Annotated in this window: 19 protein-coding genes; 8 read left to right on the forward strand and 11 right to left on the reverse strand. The window is 72.0% G+C overall.

Translation table 11 applies throughout. The annotated features are described in order from the left end of the window. Nucleotides 1–120 precede the first annotated feature (120 nt). From IF23_RS33940 to IF23_RS0110015, 3 genes are all read right to left on the reverse strand, one after another. The gene (locus tag IF23_RS33940; RefSeq protein ID WP_157847990.1) at nt 121–1,026 is read right to left on the reverse strand and encodes a hypothetical protein; all 906 of its coding nucleotides are present in this window, start codon (nt 1,024–1,026) and stop codon (nt 121–123) included. Nucleotides 1,027–1,647: 621 nt separating this feature from the next. Next, on the reverse strand, nt 1,648–2,199 hold the full coding sequence (locus tag IF23_RS33945) for a hypothetical protein (protein WP_157847991.1): 552 nt from the start codon (nt 2,197–2,199) through the stop codon (nt 1,648–1,650). 1,582 nt (nt 2,200–3,781) lie between these two features. Further along, nucleotides 3,782–5,125, reverse strand: a complete 1,344-nt coding sequence (locus IF23_RS0110015; protein WP_030282041.1) for an aminotransferase-like domain-containing protein — start codon at nt 5,123–5,125, stop codon at nt 3,782–3,784. Between the two features lie 430 nt (nt 5,126–5,555). On the opposite strand from IF23_RS0110015, the gene IF23_RS0110025 reads away from it, so the two are divergent. From IF23_RS0110025 to IF23_RS0110035, 3 genes are all read left to right on the forward strand, one after another. Then, nucleotides 5,556–6,203 (forward strand): LysE family translocator, encoded by a 648-nt coding sequence (locus tag IF23_RS0110025; protein ID WP_030282044.1) that lies wholly within the window; start codon nt 5,556–5,558, stop codon nt 6,201–6,203. A 116-nt stretch (nt 6,204–6,319) separates the two neighbouring features. Continuing rightward, a complete protein-coding gene (locus tag IF23_RS35360) occupies nt 6,320–6,856 on the forward strand; it encodes a hypothetical protein (RefSeq protein WP_157847992.1) in 537 nt (178 codons plus the stop codon). After that, nucleotides 6,853–7,230, forward strand: coding sequence for a winged helix-turn-helix domain-containing protein (locus IF23_RS0110035; RefSeq protein ID WP_051739457.1), 378 nt, complete (start codon nt 6,853–6,855; stop codon nt 7,228–7,230). The genes IF23_RS35360 and IF23_RS0110035 overlap by 4 nt, the downstream gene beginning before the upstream one ends. Nucleotides 7,231–7,281: 51 nt before the next feature. Here the strand turns inward: IF23_RS0110035 and IF23_RS34855 are convergent, their stop codons facing one another. From IF23_RS34855 to IF23_RS0110075, 6 genes are all read right to left on the reverse strand, one after another. Continuing rightward, nucleotides 7,282–8,748: a glycosyltransferase gene (locus IF23_RS34855; protein ID WP_030282306.1), complete on the reverse strand. Its 1,467-nt coding sequence runs from the start codon at nt 8,746–8,748 to the stop codon at nt 7,282–7,284. A gap of 652 nt (nt 8,749–9,400) precedes the next feature. After that, on the reverse strand, nt 9,401–10,294 hold the full coding sequence (locus IF23_RS0110050) for a MerR family transcriptional regulator (protein WP_051739458.1): 894 nt from the start codon (nt 10,292–10,294) through the stop codon (nt 9,401–9,403). Nucleotides 10,295–11,241: 947 nt separating this feature from the next. Then, a complete protein-coding gene (locus IF23_RS0110060) occupies nt 11,242–11,640 on the reverse strand; it encodes a GntR family transcriptional regulator (RefSeq protein ID WP_030282050.1) in 399 nt (132 codons plus the stop codon). Nucleotides 11,641–11,821: 181 nt separating this feature from the next. After that, nucleotides 11,822–12,844 carry an ABC transporter permease subunit gene (locus IF23_RS0110065; RefSeq protein WP_051739459.1) on the reverse strand — a complete coding sequence of 341 codons (1,023 nt, stop codon included), beginning with the start codon at nt 12,842–12,844 and terminating at the stop codon, nt 11,822–11,824. Further along, nucleotides 12,841–13,770 (reverse strand): ABC transporter ATP-binding protein, encoded by a 930-nt coding sequence (locus IF23_RS0110070; protein WP_030282054.1) that lies wholly within the window; start codon nt 13,768–13,770, stop codon nt 12,841–12,843. Before IF23_RS0110070 ends, IF23_RS0110065 begins: the two co-directional genes overlap by 4 nt. 205 nt (nt 13,771–13,975) lie before the next feature. Further along, a complete protein-coding gene (locus tag IF23_RS0110075; protein ID WP_030282056.1) occupies nt 13,976–14,458 on the reverse strand; it encodes a GNAT family N-acetyltransferase in 483 nt (160 codons plus the stop codon). 153 nt (nt 14,459–14,611) lie between these two features. Here IF23_RS0110075 and IF23_RS0110080 point away from each other — a divergent pair, with 153 nt between their 5' ends. Further along, nucleotides 14,612–15,415: an exodeoxyribonuclease III gene (locus tag IF23_RS0110080; RefSeq protein WP_030282058.1), complete on the forward strand. Its 804-nt coding sequence runs from the start codon at nt 14,612–14,614 to the stop codon at nt 15,413–15,415. Between the two features lie 52 nt (nt 15,416–15,467). On the opposite strand, the gene IF23_RS0110085 is transcribed toward IF23_RS0110080, so the two are convergent. Next, nucleotides 15,468–16,235: a MerR family transcriptional regulator gene (locus IF23_RS0110085; protein ID WP_051739471.1), complete on the reverse strand. Its 768-nt coding sequence runs from the start codon at nt 16,233–16,235 to the stop codon at nt 15,468–15,470. Nucleotides 16,236–16,449: 214 nt separating this feature from the next. Between IF23_RS0110085 and IF23_RS0110090 the strand changes: the two genes are divergently transcribed. The 4 genes from IF23_RS0110090 (at nt 16,450) to IF23_RS33950 (ending at nt 20,163) form a co-directional block, all read left to right on the forward strand. Continuing rightward, a complete protein-coding gene (locus IF23_RS0110090; RefSeq protein ID WP_030282061.1) occupies nt 16,450–17,967 on the forward strand; it encodes a flavin-containing monooxygenase in 1,518 nt (505 codons plus the stop codon). Further along, nucleotides 17,964–18,977 carry an alpha/beta fold hydrolase gene (locus IF23_RS0110095; protein WP_037677845.1) on the forward strand — a complete coding sequence of 338 codons (1,014 nt, stop codon included), beginning with the start codon at nt 17,964–17,966 and terminating at the stop codon, nt 18,975–18,977. The genes IF23_RS0110090 and IF23_RS0110095 overlap by 4 nt, the downstream gene beginning before the upstream one ends. Continuing rightward, complete coding sequence (locus tag IF23_RS0110100) at nt 18,974–19,855, forward strand: SDR family oxidoreductase (protein ID WP_030282064.1); 882 nt, start codon at nt 18,974–18,976, stop codon at nt 19,853–19,855. Before IF23_RS0110095 ends, IF23_RS0110100 begins: the two co-directional genes overlap by 4 nt. Before the next feature lie 152 nt (nt 19,856–20,007). Further along, entirely contained in the window at nt 20,008–20,163 is a 156-nt protein-coding gene (locus IF23_RS33950; RefSeq protein WP_157847993.1) for a hypothetical protein, read from the forward strand. A gap of 74 nt (nt 20,164–20,237) precedes the next feature. Here IF23_RS33950 and IF23_RS0110110 read toward each other — a convergent pair whose 3' ends face one another. Next, nucleotides 20,238–23,579 carry a S41 family peptidase gene (locus IF23_RS0110110; protein WP_030282066.1) on the reverse strand — a complete coding sequence of 1,114 codons (3,342 nt, stop codon included), beginning with the start codon at nt 23,577–23,579 and terminating at the stop codon, nt 20,238–20,240. Between the last annotated feature and the right edge of the window lie 136 nt (nt 23,580–23,715).

Raw genomic sequence — 23,715 nt, forward strand, 5'->3', positions numbered from 1 at the left:
AGGATGTCGCCGATCGGTATCGCCAGGTCGTGGCCCAGGGCCTCATCATTCTGAAAGGTTCAGGTGGATGTGGTTAAGCCGATACCGGATCGACAGCGCGGTGCGTCCCAGGACTTCTCATTACCAGTCTTGGAGCAGACAAGTAGTGGGTTTCTGCGTGGGCTTCGACACCCAGGCCCGGTATGGGGCGAGGCCTGCTGTCGAGCTCATCCCCGCAGCAGCGGCGATCACGTCATCCGGAACGTGCTGACGTAGCAACTCCACGATCCAAGTGCTGCGAAGCCGTGACAGCTTCAGTTTGGGCACGCAGGGTGAGCCTTCCTGGGTGCGTTCGACCCAGTTGGCGATGCAGTTCTTCGGTGTGGTGGCTTCGCGCTGTGGCAGGAAAAGGTAGCTGTGGCCGACGGAGAGGGCACGCTCGGCGAGGACTTTCTCCCACATGGCCCTGCACACCACGAGCCGATCACTGTCGGGTACGGCAACAACTACCGTGTCGGACGGTAGTGTGGTGACGTGATTGCCACGCGCCGCGAGTACCTCGCGGCGCGAAAAACCGCAGCCAGCGCCCAATGCGAGTAAGGTCAATGCGCTGCCACCACGCGCGGCACTTCCAGGCAGATTGCGGGCCCACATCATGAAGCGGGCCAACTCTGGCGGTGTGTATGGGGCCGACCGGCGAGCGATTTGCATCTTCGGCGCCGCTTGCTGTCCGCTTTGTAGCCACAGCAGGGCCTCGCGCACTCGCAGAAAGATGCTGCGATACATCTGGAGGGTACCGCCCCGGAGAGAGGGGTGTGCCAGTAGGTATCGGGTGATCGTCTCTGACGCCAGCCATACCAATGGGTCGCGCTTGAGTCCCGCTCGCTCGGCGAACGCTGCGAGCCCGGACAGTACCAACATCACCTGTGGCACCGGATACGGGACCGAATTACAGGTGGCTGCAGCCACCTGTCGGACGCCTTCGGCGACCAGCGGCCATTCTGCCGGTTCGTCCGGGGGCTGATAGCCCAGGATCGCGCCATGCATGGCTGTCTCCAGTGGAGCGCACCACGAGTATTTGCTACTCGCATGGCCAGATCTGTCAAGATTGCGCACTTCGGCCGTCAGGAGCGTACTCGTGTGGCTGGAGGGAGGGAACGTAGCCCCCCACGGGGGGAACTGGCTCGTGATCTGGGGAACTGCCCCACGGCAGCGATGAGCCCCGGTCACCTCCAGGCTCGAGTGGTAAAGGGCATCGTCCGTTGGCTGACCGGTCCTGTGCCCCGTGAGGGACCTAGGCTGAGGCGAATCGCGGTGAGCTGAGCCAGCCGTCGGACAGGCGCGAAGTTGCTCACCGGCACTAGTTGGACCGATGCGTCCGCCTTGAGTCGCCTGGAGGACGTCCTCGGTGTCGGACTCTACCCAGGTGCCCCTGGGCTGGGGGTGAGTCATTGCTGAGCCTTCGTTCTCGTGCCAGTTGTACGCAGGCAGGGTGAAATCGGCCGAGCACCCCCCCGAGCGACCCATCCGTGGGTTACGCTCCGAGGGCATGCTGAAGCCCCATTGCAGGTATCACGTGCACCGGTGCCGCTGAGCTTCCACCTCGGCGGCACCACTCACGTTCTGGGCCAGATACTCGCTCTGATCCCTGTGCTCACCGAAGCCTTTCTAGGCGGCGCCTTTCCGCGACTCGTGGCGCCCTGAAAACAGTCCGGGGCCGACCTTGACGAGGTGCCCGTTGGCAGTCAACTTCCCCAGCGCCGCGCGAACGCTCTCGACATTCGTGCGCTTCTCGCTATCCCGGCCGAGCGCCTGGGTAACATCTTTTGCGGTCATAGGACGGTCGGCACTCAATACGAGCACGCGGATCTTTGCGCTCACGGGGCCCAGCGGGCGTGGGCCCGATTTGGGCAGATCGGTCTCCTCAGGCTGCTGCTCGGATGAGACGGAGTGCAGTCGGGATGCGTCCTCGTGGTCCCGGGTGCCGGTGGTGTCTGGAGGCCCCTCTTTGGTCTGCTGAGCAGAATGCTGTTGCCCTGCTCCAGGGTGCTTTATAGCGGACGCATCGTCGATTAGCAGCTTTTTGACTGTCCGTCGCGTAATCGCCAAGTTAGCCAATAGTTCTTCGAGTTGGGCGAGTTCAGTCCGCAATTGGTCAAGTCGCGACCGGGCCCCGCTCTCCTTCGCGTCGAGACGACTGAGCAGCGTGTTGTCTGTCATGTGACCTCCCCATGGTTGCGCGACGTCATGGATGCGTCGGCTCGCCCCTGTCTCCATGACCTAGCGCCTAACTCTAGGCCTGCCGCACAGCGTTGCTGCGATTTGGCTCGCAAAATTCACCCGACCGGGATAGGAAGCGCTGAGGCGTCATCCTGAGTGCAGTCTGCTAGGCGGTTTCGGGGGCGGTCGGTCATTGGTGCGCGCGCCGTCAGCCTGACGTGCGGCGGTAGCGGATCGAATGCTCCGTGGCTGAAGGCTGGAGTAGGAGACCGCTGGCGGGGTGCCCGTGAGGTGATCGATGTGGTTGCCTTCAAGCCTCAGACTGGCGCTCAGTGGGTACAACCACCGTCGAGGCATGGCAACAGGAACGGATCTGCAACCGGCCGCGGATGTGGGCCGTGGACGCCCCTCGGGAGCGGGTGCGGACCGCATTGGTGGCCCAGGACGACGCAAACAAGGTGCTGAGCTGGACTACTTCGGCAGACTCCGTGGTTGTGAGCTCGCCAGAGCGCAGCTGGGACCTGCTAAAGGTACGCCGGTCGCTCATGGCCGCGCGTAGCTGGCGGGCTGGTGCGGTCCAGCCTCGGAGGCAATCTGCTTGACTGCCCGGCGAGGCGGCCATTTGCTCGTGCGCGGCAGACCGGTTCGGCGGTGGACTCGCGGCTGCGCGGGCCGGAGTGGTGCGGTTCCGTACGACTGCAGGGCTGGAGCGGAATCGGGGGCTATCAGTAGGTCTGTGCTGGAGGTCTGTTGCGTTGCGGGGAGGTAGCCGCCCGCTGACGTAAGGTTCATACCTGGCAGGTCTTGTCGGGCGTCAGGCTGTGCCGCATTTTGAGTTGTCGCCACCGCGGGGCCTTGTCACGGAGCTCGGGGGAGGCGGGCATGGTGTGGAAGCCCACGCCGTTGGGCTTGTTCGTGCCGCGGCGGGCAGGCCACTTTTTGTCGGAGTTTCTCCAGCCACAGACAGAAGCCCACGAGCGCGTGGCTGGCCTGGTGCGCCATTCTCCGACCACGTGGAGGCTGTCCCTGTCGGGGCGGGCAGAAGCGCGGACCTTCCCCCTAAGGCTTGGAACTCGTCGGCCAGTCAGTGCAGTTGTACACCACTGGACCGGGGCTGGCGGGGTGGGTGTGGCGGTCGGTGCGAGCACGGCGCGTGTGGGGCGGTTCGGGGGCGAGTTCCGCCACAGGGGCGCGCGGGGCCGTGGTGGTGCCGGTCGCGGTGGTCGGGCCGGTGGGCGGTGTTCCGTGTCGTTCCCGCGGGGGCATGCCGGTGAAGGCGCCGAGTACCAGGGGTGCCGCGGTGGTCAGTGAACAGATTCGCGCCGGATGGTACGGGGCGGTCGGTCGGGGTGTCGAGGGGGCTGGGCCGTGACTGTTCGGTCATTGTGGGGCGCCGTTCGAGAGCTGGCGGTGGACGCAGTCGGTTCCATCGTCCGGGGAGTTGAGGCGTGTGGCCACCGTCTCGGCGTCCACGACGCCCTTCTTGTGTCCAGGAGCCCGTATAGGGGACGCTATTTGATGGCTGCAAGTTGATTGTTGGGAATGTCAGTTGGAGTTCGTAGGAGACTTGCGCATGGCGAGGTCAGTCGGTGATGAGGCCCTCCGGGGAGGTGCGGGCGAGGTCGGCGAGGGTGGTGAGGGCCTGGGTGAGGGTGTCCGGTTGTGGGGAGGCGAGGCCGAGGCGGAGGGCGTTGGGGGCGTGGGCGTGGCCGGTGGTGAAGGCGGCGGCGGGGACCACGCCGATGCCGTGGCGGGCCGCGGCGGCGACGAAGGTCTCGGCGCGCCAGGGGCGGGGCAGTTGCCACCAGCAGTGGTACGAGCGGGGGTCGCTCCGTAGGTCGAAGCCGTCGAGGTGTCGGGCGGCGAGCTTCTGGCGTTCCGTCGCTTCCTGTTGTTTGGCGGTCGCCAGCGCGGCCAGGACGCCGTCCTGCTGCCAGCGGTGGGCGGCCTCCAGGGCGAACCGCATGGGGGACCAGCCGCCCGAGCGGAGCGCGGAGGAGAGGGTGCCGCTGAGTGCGGCGGGTGTGACCACGAAGCCGAGGGTCAGGCCGGGGGCGGCGCGTTTGGAAAGGCTGTCGATCAGGACGGTGTGCTCGGGCGCGTGGGCGGCCAGCGGCGGGAGTTCGTCGCGGAGGAAGGCCCAGACGGCGTCCTCGATCGCGGGGAGATCGAGCCGGATCAGGGTCGCGGCCAGCTGCGCCACCCGGGCCTCGGGCATGGTCAGGGAGAGCGGGTTGTGCAGCCGCGGCTGGACGTAGACGGCGTGCAGCGAGGCGGCGGCATGGGCCTCCGCGACCGCCTCGGGTACCAGCCCGGCGTCGTCCATGGTCAGCGGTACCAGGGTGATGCCGTGGCGGGCGGCGACGGCCTTCACGACCGGGTAGGTCAGCTCCTCGACGCCGAGCCGTCCGCCGGGCGGTACCAGGGCGGTGACGGCGGCGGCGACGGCCTGGCGGCCGTTCCCGGCGAAGAGGATCCGTGCCGGGTCGGGGCGCCAGCCGCCGCGGGTGAGGGTGTCGGCGGCTGATTCCTGGACGGCGGGGAGCCCGGCAGTGCCGACCGGCCGCAGGGCGGAGGCGAGGCCGTCGGGGCGCAGCAGTCCGCCGAGTCCGGCGGCGAGGAGGGCGCTCTGGTCGGGGGCGACGGGGTAGTTCAGCTCCAGGTCGATGCGGCTTCCGGTGGGTTCGGTGAGCGCGGGGGAGGGGGCCGGGGCGGTGGACTCGGCGCGGACGAAGGTGCCGCGGCCCACCTCGCCGACGGTGAGGCCGCGCCGGGCCAGTTCCTGGTAGACGCGGGTCGCGGTGGAGGCGGCGATGCGGTGCTTCCGCGCGAAGGCGCGCTGCGGGGGGAGGCGGTCGCCGGGCCGGAGCGCGCCGGTCCGGATCTCCTCGGCCACCACGTCGGCGACGCTCCGGTAGTCCTGCATGGTGCTCTTCCTGCTCTTCCTGTCGTTTCGGTGGGTGGGGTGGGCGAGGTGGATGAGATGGGTGATGGGTGGGGTGGCCGGGCTGTTGCTGTGCTGTTCCGTCGACGGTTGGTCGGCTGGGTGGGTGTGGCCTCGGCTGGCGGAGGGCGGCCCGGAGGGGTTCAGGGTATTGCACTCGGTGCAATGTTTTTATTGCGCCGAGGCGGGGGTGATTTTAGGGTCCTGAGTGGTGGCCGTCTTGCCGTCATGTGTAGCTGTTCTAGTGGTGGTTGCGCATCGGTGCAATGTGCTCTGTGTGGGCGGGATTGGTCTGAGGTGGGTGGGGTTTTCGGACGTTGCCTGGTGGCGCTCCTACGGGGGGGGCGCGGTTTGTGGGGGCGGTTATGCAACCGATCGGCGCGGGGCGGGGTTTTCTGAACGAGGAGGATTCATGGTGGAGTTGAGCGGAGTTCTCGGGGTGTCGGCGGTGGCGCTGGGCATGGTGCTCACGCCCGGGCCGAACATGATCTATCTCGTCTCCCGGAGCGTCACGCAGGGGCGGCGGGCCGGGGTGGTCTCGCTGGGCGGGGTGGCGCTGGGCTTTCTGGTGTATCTGCTCGCCGCCAATCTGGGGCTGTCGGTCGTCTTTCTCGCCGTGCCCGAGCTGTATGTCGCGGTGAAGCTGGCGGGCGCCGCCTACCTCGCCTACCTGGCGTGGAACGCCCTGAGGCCGGGCGGTACGGCGGTCTTCTCGCCGCAGGAGGTGCCGCCCGACCCGCCCCGCAAGCTGTTCGCCATGGGGCTGATGACGAATCTGCTCAACCCGAAGATCGCCGTCATGTACCTCTCGCTGATACCGCAGTTCATCGATCTGGACGAGGGGCATGTGCTGCTCCAGGGGCTGGCCCTCGGTGCGATCCAGATCGTGGTGAGCGTCGCGGTGAACCTCGTCATCGTGCTGGCGGCCGGAGCGATAGCCGCCTTCCTCACTCGCCGCCCTTCCTGGCTGAAGGTGCAGCGGTACGTGATGGGTGCGGTGTTGGGCGGGCTCGCCGTCACGCTGGCCGTCGACACCTCGGGGCCGTCCAGGGTGAATTGAGCGGAGGAGCGGGGGCGACCCTCTCTCGGGAAAGTATTTTCCAGAGTGGAAAGTGTGTGGCAGGGTGGGGTGTACGACGACGTTGGGCGCCCGGTCGGGTGCCGGGGAGAGGGGTGGTGAGCGTGATGGTGGCGCAGGAGGGGGCACCGGGCGGCGGGTCGGAGGCCATCGCGCTGGAGGCGACGAGTGGACTGCGGGACGTGGAGGCGGCCCGGGCGCGGGCCGCGGTGCAGGCGCGGATCTTCCCCGCGTGGTTCGGGCCGGTGGCCGCGCTGATCGTGGTGGGGGTCGGCGCCGTGCAGAGTTGGAGCGTGGACCGGAAGGGGTTCCCGGTCCTGCTGGCGCTGGTGGTCACGCTCGTCGGTCTGGTGGCGGTCCGCGTGGTGCGGTGGATCGCCACGCGCCGCACGGGAGTGGTGAGGCGTGTGCCGCTGTCCGCCCGCCTGTGGCGCAGCCGGTACGGGCTGTTGATCACCGCGGTGGCGTGCGCGGTGACATGGGGTGCGGCGGTGCTGCTCGGGGCCGGAGGGAGCGCCTCGCGCCTCGCGGTGTACGTGGTCGCGGGGCTCTGCGTGTGGGGCACCTTCGTCTGGCGCAACGCCGCCGCCAGGCAGGAGTTGGCGCGGCTGCGGGACGAGCCGGGGGCGGTATGAGCGGCGACGCCGGGCCCGGTGCGTCCGGGGCTCCGCAGTTGGACGCGGTGATCCACCACCCGACGCGGCTGGCGGTGGTGGCCTTCCTCTCGGCCTGTGACGAGGCGGAGTTCGCCGCCGTACGCGACTGCTGCCAGGTGTCCGACTCGGTGCTCAGCAAGGCCGCCTCGGCGCTGGAGGCCGCCGGTTATGTCGCGATCCGCAAGGGGTACGCGGGCAAGCGGCCCCGTACCTGGCTCGGCCTCACCGATGCCGGTGAGCTGGCGCTCAACCAGCATCTGGCGGCGCTCCAGGGCATCGCGGAGACGGCCCGGAGCGCGGGGGCACGGACGCGAGTTGGTGCGGAGGAAGGGGGAAGGGCGAAGGGGGAGTAGCCGGGGAGTCGTCGGGAGTGGGCCCGGTGCGGGTCGGCTCGGTGCCTGGTGTCAGTTGGCCAGGCGGGCCACGGCGGAGACGACGGCGGCGATGCCGTCCTCCGCGGCCATCCGGCGGGCGGCGTCGGCGGCGCGGGCGCGGAGCGCCGACTCGGTGGTGGCGTGGAGGAGCGCCGCGGCCAGTCGGTCGGCGGCTTCGTCGTCGGAGAGCGCGGCGAACGGGATCGGGGGAGTCGCCGCGCCCACCGTGGCCAGGCGGCCCGCCCAGAACGGCTGGTCGGCGGTGACCGGCACAGGCACGCTCGGGACGCCCGCACGGAGCGCGGCGGCCGAGGTCCCGGCGCCCGCGTGGTGCACCACCGCGGCGGTGCGCGGGAAAAGCAGGGCGTGCGGGACCTCTCCGATGGTGAGGACGTCGGATGCGGTGTGCGGGGCGGCGGGGGAGGTGGTGTGGTCGGGGGCTGTGGTGCTTGTGCCCGTTGCTGAGACCTTGCCTGTGGCCGTTCTTGAGGCTTTGCCCGTGCTTGTCTCTGTGCCCGTGGCCGTTCCTGCGACATCGCCCGTGCCGGTTGCTGCGCCTTTTTCTGTGCCTGGGCCTGTGACCGTGCCTGCGCCTGCATCGGTGGCGGTGGGGTGAGGGTAGGTGTTGGGGGTGGTCAGTTCTGCGGTGCCTGATTGGAGGATGCCGCGGAGGTGGGCGCGGTGTAGGGCGCGTACGGCGAGGGCGCCGAGGCGTTCGCCTTGGTCGGCGGCCATGCTGCCGAAGCCGATGAAGACCGGGGGCGGGCCGCTGGTCAGGAAGTCTTCGATGGCGGGTGGGAGTGGGGCGTCGTGGGCGTGCCAGGGCCACCAGTTGCCGACGACGTCGAGGCCGGGGCGCCAGTCGGCGGGGCGTGGCAGCAGGGCCTCGCTGAAGCCGTGCAGTACCCGGGGTCGGGTCGCCTCGAAGCGGCGGCGGACGGTGCGCGGGGTGGCGGGTGGTAGGCCGAGGCGGGTGCGGAGGGCGCGGGTCGCGTCGGCGTACAGCCGGTCGACGATGTGGGGGGCGACGTAGCCCGCGAGGCGGTTGCCCCAGGGGCCCAGGTTCCGGCCGCCGGACAGCACGGGGGCGAATTCCCTGGTGGGGGCGGTCGGGTGGAGGGGGAGGCCGAGCGCGGGGATGCCGTGGGCCTCGCAGAGGTGGCGGCCGAGCGGGGCGGTGGTCGCAGAGAGCAGCAGCAGTTCCGTGTCCGGGGTGACGGCGTCGGCCAGGCCCGTACCCAGGTCGTTGACGAATGCGGCGGCGGTGCGCAGTAGCGCCCGTTGGCTGCCGCGTCCGGGACCGGTGCCGCCGGGGTGCCGGGAGTGTGGGTCGGCGGGCAGGCGCCGGAACTCCGGACCGGCGGCGCGGACGAGCGGGGCGAAGGTGTCGTGCGTGGCGATCGCCACGTCGTGACCTGCGGCGATGAGGGCGGCGCCGATACCGGTGTACGGGGCGATGTCGCCGTAGGAACCGGCGGCGGTGATGAGGATCTTCATGGCGTTATGGCGTTGCCTTTCGTGAGGGAGGGGAGGGAGCGGGCTCCGGAGTCCCGGAGCCCCCGAGCTCGGAGTCTGGAGCCCCCGAGCCCCGGAGCCCGGCGTCCCGGAGCCCCCGAGCCCCGGAGCCCGGCGTCCCGGAGCCCCCGAGCCCCGGAGCCCGGCGTCCCGGAGCCCGGCGTCCCGAAGTCCGAAGTCCGGAGCCCCGAAGCCCGGAGTCCATAGCCCGGAAGGGAAGGGGCCGTGGTGGAGGTCAGTTGGGCTGTCGTTTGGTGGAGCGGCTGGCCCGTGGGGGTGGGGCGGTGGCTGCCCGTAGGGGTGACCGTCCGGCTTGTAAGGCGGCGTTGGGCAGAAGGGATTCAGGGGAGGCCCGTAGGGGCTGTGCGCTCCGTAGCTCCGTAGTCCCCGTGCGGGAGATTTCCGGTAGCCCGTCAGGGAGAACGTGGCTGCTGTGAGCTGCCTTTGGCTGCTGTGAGTTGAGGGCCGTCGGGAATAGGAGCGAAGAGCGGGCGGGGGTTGGCGGGGAATTGCCGACCGCCGGAACGTGAGGTCACTTGCAGGGGCACGGGCCCATCCGTAGGGAACGCAGGGCCGCATTACGCGGCGGTGTGACTGGCAGAAAAGGCGCGCTTCTCGGGCGCGTTCACCGCGCTCAAACCGCAGGCATCGTGCCCGGTGGTGAGGGGCGTCCCGTTTCGGTTGGCTTGGGTGTTGTCCTGGGGGACGCCGTTGCTGGCGAGGGCGATGAGGGGGCCGGTTCTGTGGTTGCGGGTGCTCCCGGGTTCCGGACCGCGTTGGCGTGGATGGCGGTGTGGAGGTAGGTGGCCAGGCCGGGGCGTTGTTCGGGTGGGGGGATGAGGAGGGCGAAGGCGCGGGGGTCGGTGAGGAAGTCGTCGGCGATGCGGGTGTGCATGTCGGTGGGGCAGGGGGTGAACCAGCGGCTGAGGTGGGCGCGGTGTTCCTCGGCCAGGTCCATCGCCGTCGGGCCGTCCGGGGGTTCCTCGGCGTCGTGGGCGGCGAGGAGGCGGGTGCGCCAGGCGGTGGCCTCGGCCATGAGGCGGGCCCAGTCCTCCTTGGTGTGGGTGTCGGCGCGGGCCATCGCACGGCGGTGACCTGGGCTGTTGTGCCATTTGTGGGCGGCGTCGGTGGCGTAGCTGAGGTCGAAGGCGACCTCGCCGAAGACCTCGAACCGTTCGTCGGGCGTCAGCCGTACGCCGGTCTGCTGGACCTCCATGGCGCGTTCGGCGACCTCGACCAGGCGGCCGAGGCGGGCCATCTCCTCGGTGAGCCGCCGGTGGCGGGCACGGAGGCGGTCGAGGAGGTCGGCGTCCGGGGCCCGGAGGAGGGTGGTGATCTCGTCGAGGGGGAAGCCCAGTTCGCGGTAGAAGAGGATGCGCTGGAGCCGGGCGAGGTCGGCTTCGGTGTAGAGGCGGTACCCGGCCGGGCTGCGGGCGCCCGGGCTGAGGAGTCCGGCCTTGTCGTAGTGGTGCAGGGTGCGCACCGTGATCCCCGCGAAGCGGGAGACCTGGCCGACCGTGTAGCTCATCGCGGCGCCTTCCGTCCTGGCTCCTCGCGGCGGCGCCCCGGACCACCCGTAGGGGGCCGGGGCGGGCCGCCCCCGTCACCCGTACAGGGTGTGCCCTGACGTGACGTGAGGGTCAAGTGGGGACGGTCGATCGGGGAAAGCGGGAGAACGGGCGATGGGCCGGGCGCGGCCGGTCGGCGGGCCGGGCGCGGCCGTCCGACCGGGACCGTCCGACCGGGACCGTCCGACCGGGACCGTCCGACCGGGACCGTCCGACCGGGACCGTCCGACCGGGACCGTCCGACCGCCGGAGAGGACTGGAGAGGACCGGGAAGTAGGAACGGTCGACGGGACGGGCGCAGCTGGTTGACAGGCTGGGCGGGGTCGCCCGACCGGGAGGCGGGAATGTCCGAGGGACAGACCGGAGAGGTCCGGAGAAGATCGGAGCGAACCGGAGAGAAGAGAGGGGGGCGGGTGCCTACGAAGCGGGCCCTGGTAGGAAGCGGAACGCCCCGGAGGCCGGGCTGTCCCGGCGGGAATCGGGACCCGGAGAGAAAGCGGAACGCCCCGCAGAAGCCAGGCCGCCACCCCGGCGGAAGCACCACAGCCCTGGCCCCCCACAGCCCCGGCCCCCCCCACAGGCCCGGCCCCCCCACAGGCCCCAGGCCCCGCCCCGTAAGACCCACAACGCCCCCGGAAGCAACGAAGCCTCTCGGGGGCAGTGCAGTACAGGGCACGAGCCCGGCGATGATCCAACTCCGGCGGGCGGGCGGCGACCCGGAGCCCAGCGGCAGGCGACAGACGGGCCCCCGAGCCCCCGGCCCCCTCCAGGCCCCCGGGCCATCAGCCTCCCGGGCCACCGTGCCGCTGGGCCATCAGCCTCCCGGGCCGCTGGGCCATCGACCTCCCGGCCCCCCGGGCCGCTGCCATCGACCTCCCGGCCCCCCGGCCCACCGCCCCCGCCTCCCTCACCCGCCCTCCGGGTACATCTCCTGCCACACCGATGTGAATTCCGCCTGGGTGTCCTCGCGGGTGAGGCCGGCGGTGCGGGCGCGGGTCATCCAGGCGCGTAGTTCCTCGCGGAGTTGGGTGTCGGCGGCGGATTCCGGGCGGGCCAGGGTGCGGCTGACGAAGGTGCCGAGGCCGGGGCGCGGCTCGACCAGGCCCTCGCGTTCCAGCTCGCGGTAGGCCTTCAGCGTGGTGTTCGGATTGACCTTGGTGGTGGCCGCGACCTGCGCCGCCGTCGGCAGACGGTCCCCTTCGACCAGGATGCCCAGCCGCAGCGCCTGCTGGACCTGCTGGACGATCTGGAGGTAGGTGGCCACGCCACTGCGCCGGTCGATCCGGAACTCGACCACGCTCACCACCTCTCCGACTCTTCCGCCCGCCGCGGCCCGGCGGCCCGGTGCGGGCCCGGCCGCCCCCACTGCCACCGTAGGCCGCGGGGGCCGGACTCCGTACGGTCCGACCGATTGATGATGGTGCGACCACTACCGGCTGTCAAAGCGCGGCACGGCTGGTGACCGGGGGCGACGGGCCGGTCGGCGCTCAGAGCGGCCGCCGGTGGGCGCGCCAGGCGACGAACCCGAGGATCAGCGCGGTCAGCGCGAACAGGATGGCCGATCCCCGCCATTGCATGCCCACCATCTGGTCGAAGCCGAAGTAATCGGTGACGCTCTGGGTGATGCCCATCTTCGCCCGGCACGCGTCGGTGGCCCCTTCGGTGGATTCCAGGCAGGTGCCGATGCCGTAGAACGTGCCGTCGGCGGTGGCCACCCAGCTGTCCATGTTGATGGCGTCCGACGCGATCAACACCTCGTGTTCGAGCGGGGCGAACGCGTGCCGCAGCGCCGCCAGATGCGCGGGGACGCGGTCCCAGACGATGCTGAACGCGGCCATGAAGACGACGGTGGCGACCATCGAGGTGAGCAGGCGCTTGAGGAGCATGCCGAGGGCGATGCCGCAGACCGCGAAGAAGAGCGATTTGGCCGGGAGCATCGGGCCGGTGATGTCGAACGGTCCGCCGTTCAGCCAGTCGCCGGTGAACGCCAGGGAGCGGGCCGGAACCCACATCCACCAGTAGGACAGCGACAGTGCGGTGGTGCAGAGGGTGACGACGCCCAGCGGCAGCGCGAGGGTGGTGACGATCCACCGGGCGCGGCTGACGGACTGCGTGGTGACCAGCCGGATCGTGCCGTGCTCCTGCTCACCGGCGATCAGCGGGGCGCCGAGGAAGAGGCCGATGATCGCGGGCAGGAAGGTCAGTAGTCCGGCGCCGACGCGGAAGATCCTGCCGAAGTCGTTGCCGAACTTCGTCGAGGCACGCTCGCCGGGCTGCGAGCCGTACTGCTGGACGAGGTCGACGACGGCGAAGTGCTCGTACACGAAGAACGCGGAGGCCAGTACGGTGACGATGATGCCGCCGGTCAGGGCCGCGCGGTGGCGGCGCCAGACCAGCCAGGGCAGTCCGTGCAGCAGTCCGCCGGAGGTGCGTCCGGTGGCGGTGTCGCTCATGTCGGGGGTGTGTCCCTCGGACCGGGGGCGGCTCTCCGCCCGGATGTCGGTGGTCATGCCGCCCGCCCGGCGACCGGGGTGTCGAAGCGGGCCTCGTCGGTGATCAGGGTGGGTGCCTGCGGCGACCGCAGATAGGCCAGCAGGACCTCCTCCAGGCCCGGCACCTGCACGTCCCAGCTGTCGGAGAGCGGGCCGCCGGGGCGGACCAGCGCGGTGAACTGCCGCCCGGTGACCCGGGATTCGACGACGGTGTGGTGGCGGGACAGCTCGTCCGGGAGGCCGTTCCCGGCGGCGACGCCGGTCACCAGGGAGTGCGCGGGGACGAGTTCGTCGGTCGCGCCGCCCATCCGGAGGCGGCCCTCGGAGAGGACGAGGAGGAAGTCACACATGTCCTCCATCTCGGAGAGCATGTGGGACGACATCAGGACGGTCGTGCCGTGCTCGGCGGCCTCGGCCATCAGTAGTCCGGCCATCTCGTGGCGGGCCAGCGGGTCCAGGTCGGCCATCGGCTCGTCGAGCATCAGCAGGTCGGGGCGCTTGCCGAAGGCCAGGGCGAAGGCGACGCGGGTGCGCTGGCCGCCGGAGAGGGTGCCGACCTTGGCGGTGAAGGGGATGTTGCCCGACTTCACGATCCGCTCGGCCAGGGCCTGGTCCCAGCCGGGGTTCAGCTCGCGGCCCATCCGCAGCGTCTCGGCCACGGTGAAGCGCGGGTAGAGCGGCTTGTCCTGGGCGAGGAAGGCGATCCGCTGGAGGACCGCGGGGTCGGAGACCGGCACCCCGAACAGCCGCAGCGATCCGGCGGACGGCTGCACCAGCCGCGTCGCGGTGCTCAGGAAGGTGCTCTTACCGGCGCCGTTGGGCCCGACCAGCGCGCAGATCCGTCCGGCCGGGAGCCGGAACGAGCAGTCCTGCAGCGCCCAGCCGCGACGGTACTTCTTCCCCAGGCCGTCGGCCTCGATCGCCCATGGGCTCTGGTCGCTCACCCGGCTCACCCCTTTAGCTAGTTGATTAGTGGAATGAGTATGGAGAGGTCGGCGGAGACCTGTCAAACAGGGAAGGGAAGGGGCCGAACCTGGGTGCGGGCCCACGGAAGCGGCGCCTTTGGGGTACGGGCACACGGCAGCGCGCCCCGGGCGGGTGCCCGGGGCGCGCTGCCGAGGAGAATGCCGCGGGGAAGGGGCCCCGGCCCTACACCAGTGCCTTCCGCATGCACCGGCTGTCGTCGTACGTCCGGAACTCCCCGAACTTCTCCGGTTCGGGGACCATCAGATAGCCGCAGGACGCGTAGAGGGTCAGCGCCTCCGGCTGTTCGGTGCCGGTCTCCAGGACCATCCGGGTGCGGCCCGCCGCCCGGGCGTCGGCCTCCAGGGCGGCCAGGATGCGCCGGGCCAGCCCGCGCCCCCGGGCCTCCTCGATCACGAACATCCGCTTGATCTCGGCGTCCCCGGCGGCGTACCCCTTGGCGGTGTCCTCCTCGGTGCGCCAGCCGCCGGTGGCCACCGGGCGGTCGCCGTCGTAGGCGAGCAGATACGCGCCGCGCGGCGGGACGAACATCGTGGCGTCGAGCGGTGTGAAGTCCGTCTCGCCGTAGCGGCGGACGTACTCCTGCTGCACCAGCGCGTCGAGGACCACCGCGTCGGGGTGGTCGTAGCGGACGGGGCGTATCTCCACACCGGTCTCCATTCCGGAAAGCGTACGGCGCGCCCGCCGGGCCGGGCGAGCGGCTTTGCGGGCGGGACCGGTGGGCCGGTTATCGTGCCGGGGTGCTCACCGTGACGGGGAACGCGTGGGACCGCCGCCGCTTGCGAATCTGAGGAGCCCGCCTTGCTCACCGTGACCACCGTGAACGTCAACGGCATCCGTGCCGCCGCCAAAAAGGGCTTTGTGCCGTGGCTGGCGGAGACCGCCGCGGAGGTGCTCTGCCTCCAGGAGGTCCGCGCGGAGCCCGCCCAGATCCCGGCGGAGGTCCGCGAGCCCGAGGGCTGGCACACCGTGCACGCCCCCGCCGAGGCGAAGGGGCGCGCGGGGGTGTCGCTCTACACGCGGCGGGAGCCGGACGCGGTACGGATCGGGTTCGGGTCGGCGGAGTTCGACGCCAGTGGCCGCTACGTCGAGGCCGATCTGCCCGGTGTGACGGTCGCCTCGCTCTACCTGCCGTCCGGTGAGGTCGGCACCGAGCGGCAGGACGAGAAGGAGCGCTTCCTGAAGGAGTTCCTGCCGTACCTCACCGAGCTGCGTGCCCGGGCGGCGGCGGACGGCCGGGAGGTGCTGGTCTGCGGCGACTGGAACATCGCCCACCAGGAGGCCGACCTGAAGAACTGGAAGGCCAACCGGAAGAAGTCCGGCTTCCTCCCCGAGGAGCGCGCCTGGCTGACCGACGTCCTCTCCGAGACCTCCGGCGGCTACGTCGACGTCGTCCGCGCCCTGCACCCGGACACCGCCGGTCCGTACTCCTGGTGGTCCTACCGCGGCCGCGCGTTCGATACGGATGCAGGGTGGCGCATCGACTATCACGTCTCCACCCCGGGCCTCGCCCGCCGCGCGACCAAGGCGTTCGTGGAGCGCGCCGAGAGCTATGACACCCGGTGGAGCGATCATGCGCCGGTGACCGTGGTGTACGGGGACTGAGCCCGGGCGGGCAGGGGCCCGTACGAGGGTCGAGGGGTGGAGGCGGTGCCGGTCAGGCGCCGCCTCCGCCTTGTGTGCAGCCCCCGCCGTCCGCCCGCTCCGCGTCCCCGTCCGGCCGCTCCCCCCGCATCCAGCACTCCAGCTCCGCGCGGACGCGGCGGTCCATCGCCATGGTGATCTCGGCGTCGATGACGGTCTGGAAGACGGGGTGCAGCTCTTCGAGGGTGCCGGAGAGGTGGTCGATCTCCCGGGCGGCGGGCGGCGCGCCCGTGGGCGGGTCGATGAGGTGGGTGCGGAACAGGGTCGCGGCGATGGCGGCGACGGCGTCGGCGTGGGTGCGTACGGCGCGGCCCGCCTCCAGGACGGCGGCGAGCGGGATGCCGCGGGCGACGAGGGTGGTGGAGGCGTCCAGGAGGCGGCGGCTGGTGTGGACGAACTCGTCGCCGTCGACGGCGAGATAGCCGATGTCGAGCGAGGCGGCGAGGTTCTCGGCGGTGACGTCGCCGCTGTAGTGGTCGGCCAGTTCCTCGGGGGTGAGGCGGACCGGGGTCTCGTCCGACCAGGGGGTCGTGAACGCCGTGTCCAGGCCCAGGAGTTCGCCGACATCGCGGCCGCTCTCGAAGGCGGCGAGGAGTTCGGTGATGCCGCCGAGCGTGTGGCCGCGCTCCAGGAGGGCGGCGATCGAGCGGAGCCGGGCGAGATGGTGCTCGTTGTACCAGGCGATACGGCCCTCGCGGCGGGGCGGCGGGATCAGTTTGCGCTCGCGGTAGAAGCGCAGCGTCCGGACGGTGATCCCGGCTTCGGCGGCCAGCTCCGTCATCCGGAACTCGCGCTGCTCGGGCTGGTCGTTCGGGTTCTCGTTCGCGGCCACCCGGTCACCCTATGCGCGGCTCGCCCCGGCGGTCCGGGGTGCAACCGCCGGTAACTTCCTTGCGTGCGACCCCTACCGCTCGGTACGGAGCTGCCTTACGCTCCAATCGTGCCAGTGATTGCTGGCGCGATTGGCGGCATCGGTGATCCGGGGAGGCGGTGGCATGTCCGAGCGGGAACACGTGCGGGTGGCGGTGATCGGATCGGGGTTCGGTGGTCTGGGGGCGGCCGTGCGGCTGCGCCGGGAGGGGATCACCGACTTCGTGGTGCTGGAGCGCGCCGGATCGGTGGGCGGCACCTGGCGGGACAACAGCTATCCCGGGTGCGCATGCGATGTGCCCTCGCACCTCTACTCGTTCTCCTTCGCCCCCAACCCCCGGTGGCCGCGGAACTTCTCCGGGCAGCCGCACATCCGCGCCTATCTGGAGCATGTCGCGGACACCTTCGGCATCCGCCCCCACCTGCGCTTCCACGCCGAGGTGGAGAGCGCGCGGTGGGACGGCGACGCGCTGCGCTGGGAGGTCGACACGGCCCGCGGACCGCTCACCGCCGACGTCCTCGTCTCGGCGACCGGACCGCTCTCCGACCCGAAGATCCCCGACATCCCGGGCCTCGGCACCTTCCCCGGCAAGGTGTTCCACTCCGCCCGCTGGGACCACGGCTACGACCTGCGCGGCAAGCGCGTCGCCATGATCGGCACCGGCGCCTCCGCCATCCAGATCGTCCCGGCCATCCAGCCCGAGGTCGGCCGCCTCAGCCTCTTCCAGCGCACCCCCGCCTGGGTGCTGCCGCGCGCCGACCGCCCGATCACCGGGCCGGAGCGCTGGCTGCACGCCAAGGTGCCCGCCACCCGCGCGGCCCGCCGCGGACTCCTCTGGGGCATCCGGGAACTCCAGGTCAGCGCCTTCACCAAGCGGCCGAACGAACTCGGGCTGGTCGAGACGGTCGGCCGCGCCCATATGCGGCGGGCGGTCAAGGACCCCGCGCTGCGCGCCAAACTCACGCCCGACTACCGCATCGGCTGCAAGCGGATCCTGCTCTCCAACAGCTACTACCCGGCGCTCGCCCGCCCGAATGTCGACGTGATCGCCGCCGGGCTGCGGGAGGTCGACGGCTCCGTCCTCGTCGGCTCCGACGGCAGCCGCACCGAGGCGGACGCGATCGTCTTCGGCACCGGCTTCCACGTCACCGACATGCCGATCGCCGAGCGCATCACCGGCGCCGACGGCGTCACCCTCGCCGAGCGCTGGAAGGACGGCATGGAGTCGCTGCGCGGCGGCAGCGCCGACGGATTCCCCAACTTCCTCACCCTCATCGGCCCCAACACCGGTCTGGGCAACAGCTCGATGATCCTCATGATCGAGTCCCAGCTGAACTACCTCGCCGACTACCTGCACCAACTCGACGTCCTCGGCGGCGGCATCGCACTGGACGCCCGCCCCGAGGCGGTGGCCGCCTGGAGCGACGAGATGCAGCGGCGGATGGCGCGCACCGTGTGGACCACCGGCGGCTGCGACAGCTGGTACCTCGACGCCAACGGCCGCAACACCACCGCCTGGCCCGGCACCACCGCCGAGTTCCGGCGCGAGACCCGCCGTGTCGACCTCGCCGAGTACGCCCTGCTGCGCCCACCGGCCGGTCACCGCACCCCCGCCACCCTCGCCGAGGAGGCCGCCGTATGAAGCGCCCCGGACATGTCACCAGCGGGCCGTACGCCCCGCCACCGCCCCGCCGGACGCTGTACGTCCGCTCCGGCGGCGCCCGGCTCCACACCGAGATCCACGGGCCCGAGGACGCCCCGGCGGTCGTCCTCTCCCACGGCTGGACCTGCTCCACCGCCTTCTGGGCACCCGTCGTCCGCGACCTCGCCGCCGACCACCGCGTCCTCGTCTACGACCAGCGCGGCCACGGCCGCAGCCCGGCACCCGGACCCGGCGGCTACAGCACCACCGCCCTCGCCGACGATCTGATTGCCGTCCTGGAGGCGACGCTGGCACCGGGCGAGCGCGCCGTCATCGGCGGCCACTCCATGGGCGGCATGACGATCATGGCCGCCGCCGACCGCCCCGCCCTGCGCGAGCGGACCGCCGCCGCCCTGCTGTGCAGCACCGGCGCCGCCGACCTCGCCGCCGAATCGCGGGTCATCCCGCTGCGCACCCCCGAGGGCCGCCGCCGGGCACACCGGCTGATGCTCGGCTCCCGGGCGCCGCTCGGCCCCGTCGGCCCGCTGACGAGGGCGGCCCTGAAGTACGCCACGATGGGCGCCGGATCCTCGCCCGAGCAGGTCGAGGCGTGCGCCCGGATCGTCCACGCCTGCCCGACCGGCGTCCGCTCCCACTGGGGACGGGTCCTCCACGGGCTGGAACTCACCGGCGGCGTCGCGCGGTTGACCGTCCCGGCGGAGGTCGTCGTCGGCACCGCGGACCGGCTCACCCCGGTGGTCCACGCCCGTCGGCTGGCGTCCGTACTGCCCGACTGCCGCCGTCTGACGGAACTGCCGGGTCTGGGCCACATGACCCCGCTGGAGGACCCGGGCGCGGTGGCGACCCGGCTGCGCGCCCTGGTCGCGGAGCACCTGGTGGCGGAGGCGGCGCCGGACGGGGAAACCCCCGGCACGGCATCCGGGAGGAAGGCCGACGCCGGGTCCGGCGCGCGGCGCAAGGGCGGCAGGACGAAGGGGGAAGCGGCATGAGCGGGCGCAACGGGCTCCAGGGACAGGTCGTGGTGGTCACCGGGGCGGCGCGCGGCGTCGGTGAGCTGCTGGCCCGCAAGCTGTCGGCGCGCGGCGCCACCCTCGCGCTGGTCGGTCTGGAGCCGGACGCGCTCCGCGAGGTCGCCGTCTCGCTGCGCGGACCGGCCCACCACTGGTACGCCGATGTCACCGACCACACCGCGATGGCGCAGGTCGCCGCCGAGGTGAAGGCGCGGTTCGGGAAGGTCGACGCGGTCGTCGCCAACGCCGGGGTGGCGACCGGCGGCCCGTTCGCCGACTCCGACCCGGACGCCTGGCGCCGGGTCATCGAGGTCAATCTCATCGGTGGCGCGGTCACCGCCCGCGCCTTCCTGCCCGTCCTCACCGAGTCGCGCGGCTACCTCCTCCAGATCGCCTCGCTCGCCGCGCTCACCCCGGCGCCGATGATGACGGCGTACTGCGCTTCCAAGTCCGGCGTCGAGGCGTTCGCGCACAGCCTGCGCGGCGAGGTCGGACACAAGGGCGTACGGGTCGGCGTCGCCTATTTGAGCTGGACCGACACCGACATGGTGCGCGGCGCCGACCAGGACGACATCATGCGCGAACTGCGGTCGCGGCTGCCCTGGCCGTCGAACAAGACATATCCGCTGGGGCCCGCCGTCGACCGGATCGCGGACGGTGTCGAGCGGCGCTCGGCGCATGTCTACGGTCAGTGGTGGCTGCGCGGGATGCAGTCGGTCCGCGGGTATCTGCCCGCCCTGATCGGCACGGTCGGGCAGCGGGAGATGCGGCGTTTCGGGGACCGGCTCGACGGGATGGACGTCGGGCTGGTCGGCGCCGGGGGCGAGGCGGACGAGAAGGCGCGCGCCCGGCGGTGACGTGCGGCGTGGCGGTCAACGCACCGGCCGCGCCGCCCCGTTGATCACCGTCCGCCCGGGCCGCCGCCCGCCGGTTGATCGAAATGCGGGCGCCGGGGGTGCGTGCAAGGCTGGTCGCGTCCGGCACCCGACATCCGACGGGAGTGAACAGCATGGGGCTCAGGGAGCAGTTCCAGGCCAAGGCCGAACAACTGGCACAACGGGCGCGCGCGGAAGCCGACGCGGAAGCGGCCCGGCGCGGCACCGCAACCACCGACGGGCCGGAGCCCGAACCCGGCACCGAGCCGGCGGAGCCCACCGGGTACTGACCCGGCGGCCCGCCCCGTACACGGAAGGCGCACCCGGACCACACGCCGGGTGCGCCTTCCGTGTACGGGCCCGCTCACCGCGGCGGCAGCTCCGGACGCCGCAGGTCCGGCACCTCCGAGAGGTCGGGCGGGGTGGCCGCCGGATGGCGGTCGAGGAGGTCGAGGGCGGTGCGGACGGCGACGCCGAGCTGGGGGTGGCGGTTCTCGGCCCAGTCCAGCGGGGAGCGCAGCGCCTCGATGTCGACCTCGACACCATGGTTCTCCACGCCCCAGCCGTACACCTTGAACCACGCCGCGTTCATCGGCACCGTGATCGTCGTCCCGTCGCCCAGCCGGTGGCGGCCGGTCATCCCGACCACCCCGCCCCAGGTCCGCATCCCGACCACCGGGCCGATGCCCTGGAGCTTGAACGCCGCGGTGATCATGTCGCCGTCGGACGAGGTCATCTCGTCGGCGACCGCGACGACCGGCCCGCGCGGCGCGTTCTGCGTGTACGAGACGGGCTGCGCGTCGCGGGTCAGGTCCCAGCCCATGATGGTGCGGGTCAGCTTCTCGATGACCAGCTCGGAGATGTTGCCCCCGGCGTTGCCGCGCACATCGACGATGAGCGCCGGACGCGACACCTCCATCCGCAGATCGCGGTTGAACTGCGCCCACCCCGAGCCGCCCATGTCCGGGATGTGGAGATAGCCGCACCGGCCGTCGCTCAGCTCCCGGACCACCGCCCGCCGCCGCTGCACCCAGTCCTGGTAGCGCAGCGGCCGCTCGTCGACGAGCGGCACCACCGCCACCCGGCGCGGCGGACCGGCCCCCTCCGCCGGGGCGAACGTCAGCTCCACCGTCGTGCCGCCCGCCGCCGACAGCAGCGGCGAGGGCCCGGCGACCGGATCGATCCGGCGCCCGTCGACATGGGTGAGCGCGGCGCCCTCCCGGATGCCGGTACCGGCCAGCGGCGAACGGGCCTTGGAGTCCGACGACTCGCCCGGCAGGATCCGCTTGAGCACCCACCGCCCCTCGCGCGGCACGAAGTTGGCGCCCAGCAGCCCCATCGCCCGCTGGTAGTGCGGCGGCCCCTCGTTGCGCCGCGCCCCGGCGACGTACGCGTGCGAGGTGCCCAGCTCGCCCAGGACCTCCCGCAGCAGATCGGCGAACTCGTCCGGCGTGGCGACCCGGTCCAGCAGCGGACGGTACTGCGCCAGCACCCCGTCCCAGTCGATGCCGGACATCCCCGGGTCCCAGAAGTACGCCCGGACGATCCGGCCCGCCTCCTCGTACGCCTGCCGCCACTCCGCCTCCGGGTGCACCTCGTGGAGGATGCGCCGCAGGTCGAGATGGACCGTCGAGTCGCCGTCCGCCTGCTCGGTGGCGGGCACGGCGCGCAGATCGCCCTCGTCGTTGACGACCAGCCGGGTGCCGTCGCCGCTGAGCGCGAACCGGTCCAGCGCGGAGGTCAGTTCGGTGCGCCGCGCCTTGACCAGGTCGAAGTGTTCGAGGGTGGGCTGGCCCGAGGTGTTGTCCGGGTTGGCGAACGTCTCACCGAGCGCCCCGGAGATCGGCCAGCGCAGCCACACCAGCCCGCCCCCGGCGACCGGCCGCAGCGAGGAGTACTTCGACGCGGCGACGGGGAACGGCGTGACCCGCTCGGGCAGCCCCTCCACCTCGACCAGCACCGGCCCCTCGGCGACCGGCGGGTTCTCGGCCGGGTCGAGCCCGCCCGCGGCCGGGCGGCCCTCCGGCGACAGCGCGAACGGCGACGGCGTCGCGGACGACAGCGGCACCAGGTGCGGGCGGCAGCCCAGCGGGAACGACAGATCGCCGGTGTGCACGTCGTAGACCGGGTCGAAGCCGCGCCAGGACAGGAACGCCAGATAGCGACCGTCGCGGGTGAAGACCGGCTGCTCGTCCTCGAACCGGCCGTTGGTGACGTCCACGATCATCCGGTCGGCGAGCCGGGCCATCTTGATCTGCCGCAGCGACCGGCCGATCCCCGGATGCGACCAGGTCAGCCACCGCGAGTCCGGCGAGAACGCCAGATCCCGCACCGGACCGTTCGCCGACCGGATCAACTCGGCCACCTCGTCCGGGAGTTGGCTCTCTTCAGGTGCGTCGTCGCCCTCCACCGCGGGCGGCTCCGCCGCCTCGCGCTCCTCGGGCCGCCGCACATCGACCAGCAGCAGCCTGCCGTCGTGGGCGGCGACCGCCAGACAGGTGCCGTCCGGCGACGCCACCGTCTCCTGGACCATGCCCAGCCGCCCCGCCGCCAGCCGCCGCGGCTCACCCACCCCGCTGGCCCGCGGCAGCCCGGCGATCTCGACCGCGTCCGCGCCCTCCGCGTCCGTGACGTACGCGATCCGCCCGGTGTCGCCCAGCATCTCCGGCAGCCGCACCCGGACGCCGGGGACGTCGTGCAGGGCGCGCGCCGGACCGTCGCGGTGGGTGAGCCAGTACAGGCTGCCGCGCACCCCGACCGCGCTGGCCCGGCCGGTGGTGTCCACCGCCAGGGAGGTGACATGGGAGGCGGCCGGTACCTGGTACGTCCGGCGCCCGGTGCGCGGCCCGCCCACCCGGACCGCCAGCTTCCGCGGCCGGGCGGTGGGGGAGAGGTCGTCGACCAGCCAGAGGTCCCCGGCGCACTGGTAGACGATGCGGGAGCCGTCGGTCGAGGCGTGCCGGGCGTAGAAGTCGTCGTGGTCGGTGTGTCGGCGCAGGTCGGAGCCGTCCGGCAGACAGGAGTAGACATTGCCGACGCCCTCGTGGTCGGAGAGGAACGCGATCCGCCCGCCGGTGAACATCACCGCGTCCAGATGGCCCCGCAGCTTCGGCAGCAGCCGGGTGCCGTGCAGCCACATCCGGCCCATCGCCCCGCCCCGGTACCGCTTCCACGACGCCGGTTCGTGCGGCGGCTTCCCGCTGAGCAGCAGGGTGCGCCGCTCCCCGGCCACCTCGGCGACGGCGATGTCGGACACCGGCCCCCAGGGCAGCCGCGCCCCGGGCCCGCCGTCGACGGGCAGCCGGTACGCCCACGAGTAGTACGAGAACGGCTGACCGTGCGAGGCAACCGCGAGGATGTGGGAGATGCCGTCCTCGTCCGGCGGCGTCCAGCCGCAGACCCGGGCGTCCGTGCTGCCCCAGTACGTCAGCCGCCGCGCGGGCCCGCCCTCGACCGGTACGAGGTGGACCTCCGGGTCGAGGGAGCGCCAGGTGGTGAAGGCGAGGTGGCGGCCGTCGGGGGAGAAGCGGGGATGGCCCACCCGGGTGCGGTCGGCGGTCAGCCGCCGGGCGGGCGCCGGATCGGCGCCCTCCGGGACCAGGGGCGCGACCCACAGGTCGTCCTCGGCGGTGAAGCAGAGCAGCTCGCCGTTGAGATGCGGATAGCGCAGGTAGGACGCGGCCGGCGGGCCCGGCGGCACCGGCATCCGGCGCAGCCTCCCGGGCGGCGCGGCGTCATCCGGCTCCGGGTGCGGCCCGACGGCCTCGTGTGCGTCGCTCACCCGTCTCATCGTTCCGCCGCCCCCGCCGGGCGGCAACTCGGCGGACGGGGACGGCGGGCCG

The organism is Streptomyces catenulae (assembly GCF_000718015.1).
GTDB lineage: Bacteria > Actinomycetota > Actinomycetes > Streptomycetales > Streptomycetaceae > Streptomyces > Streptomyces catenulae.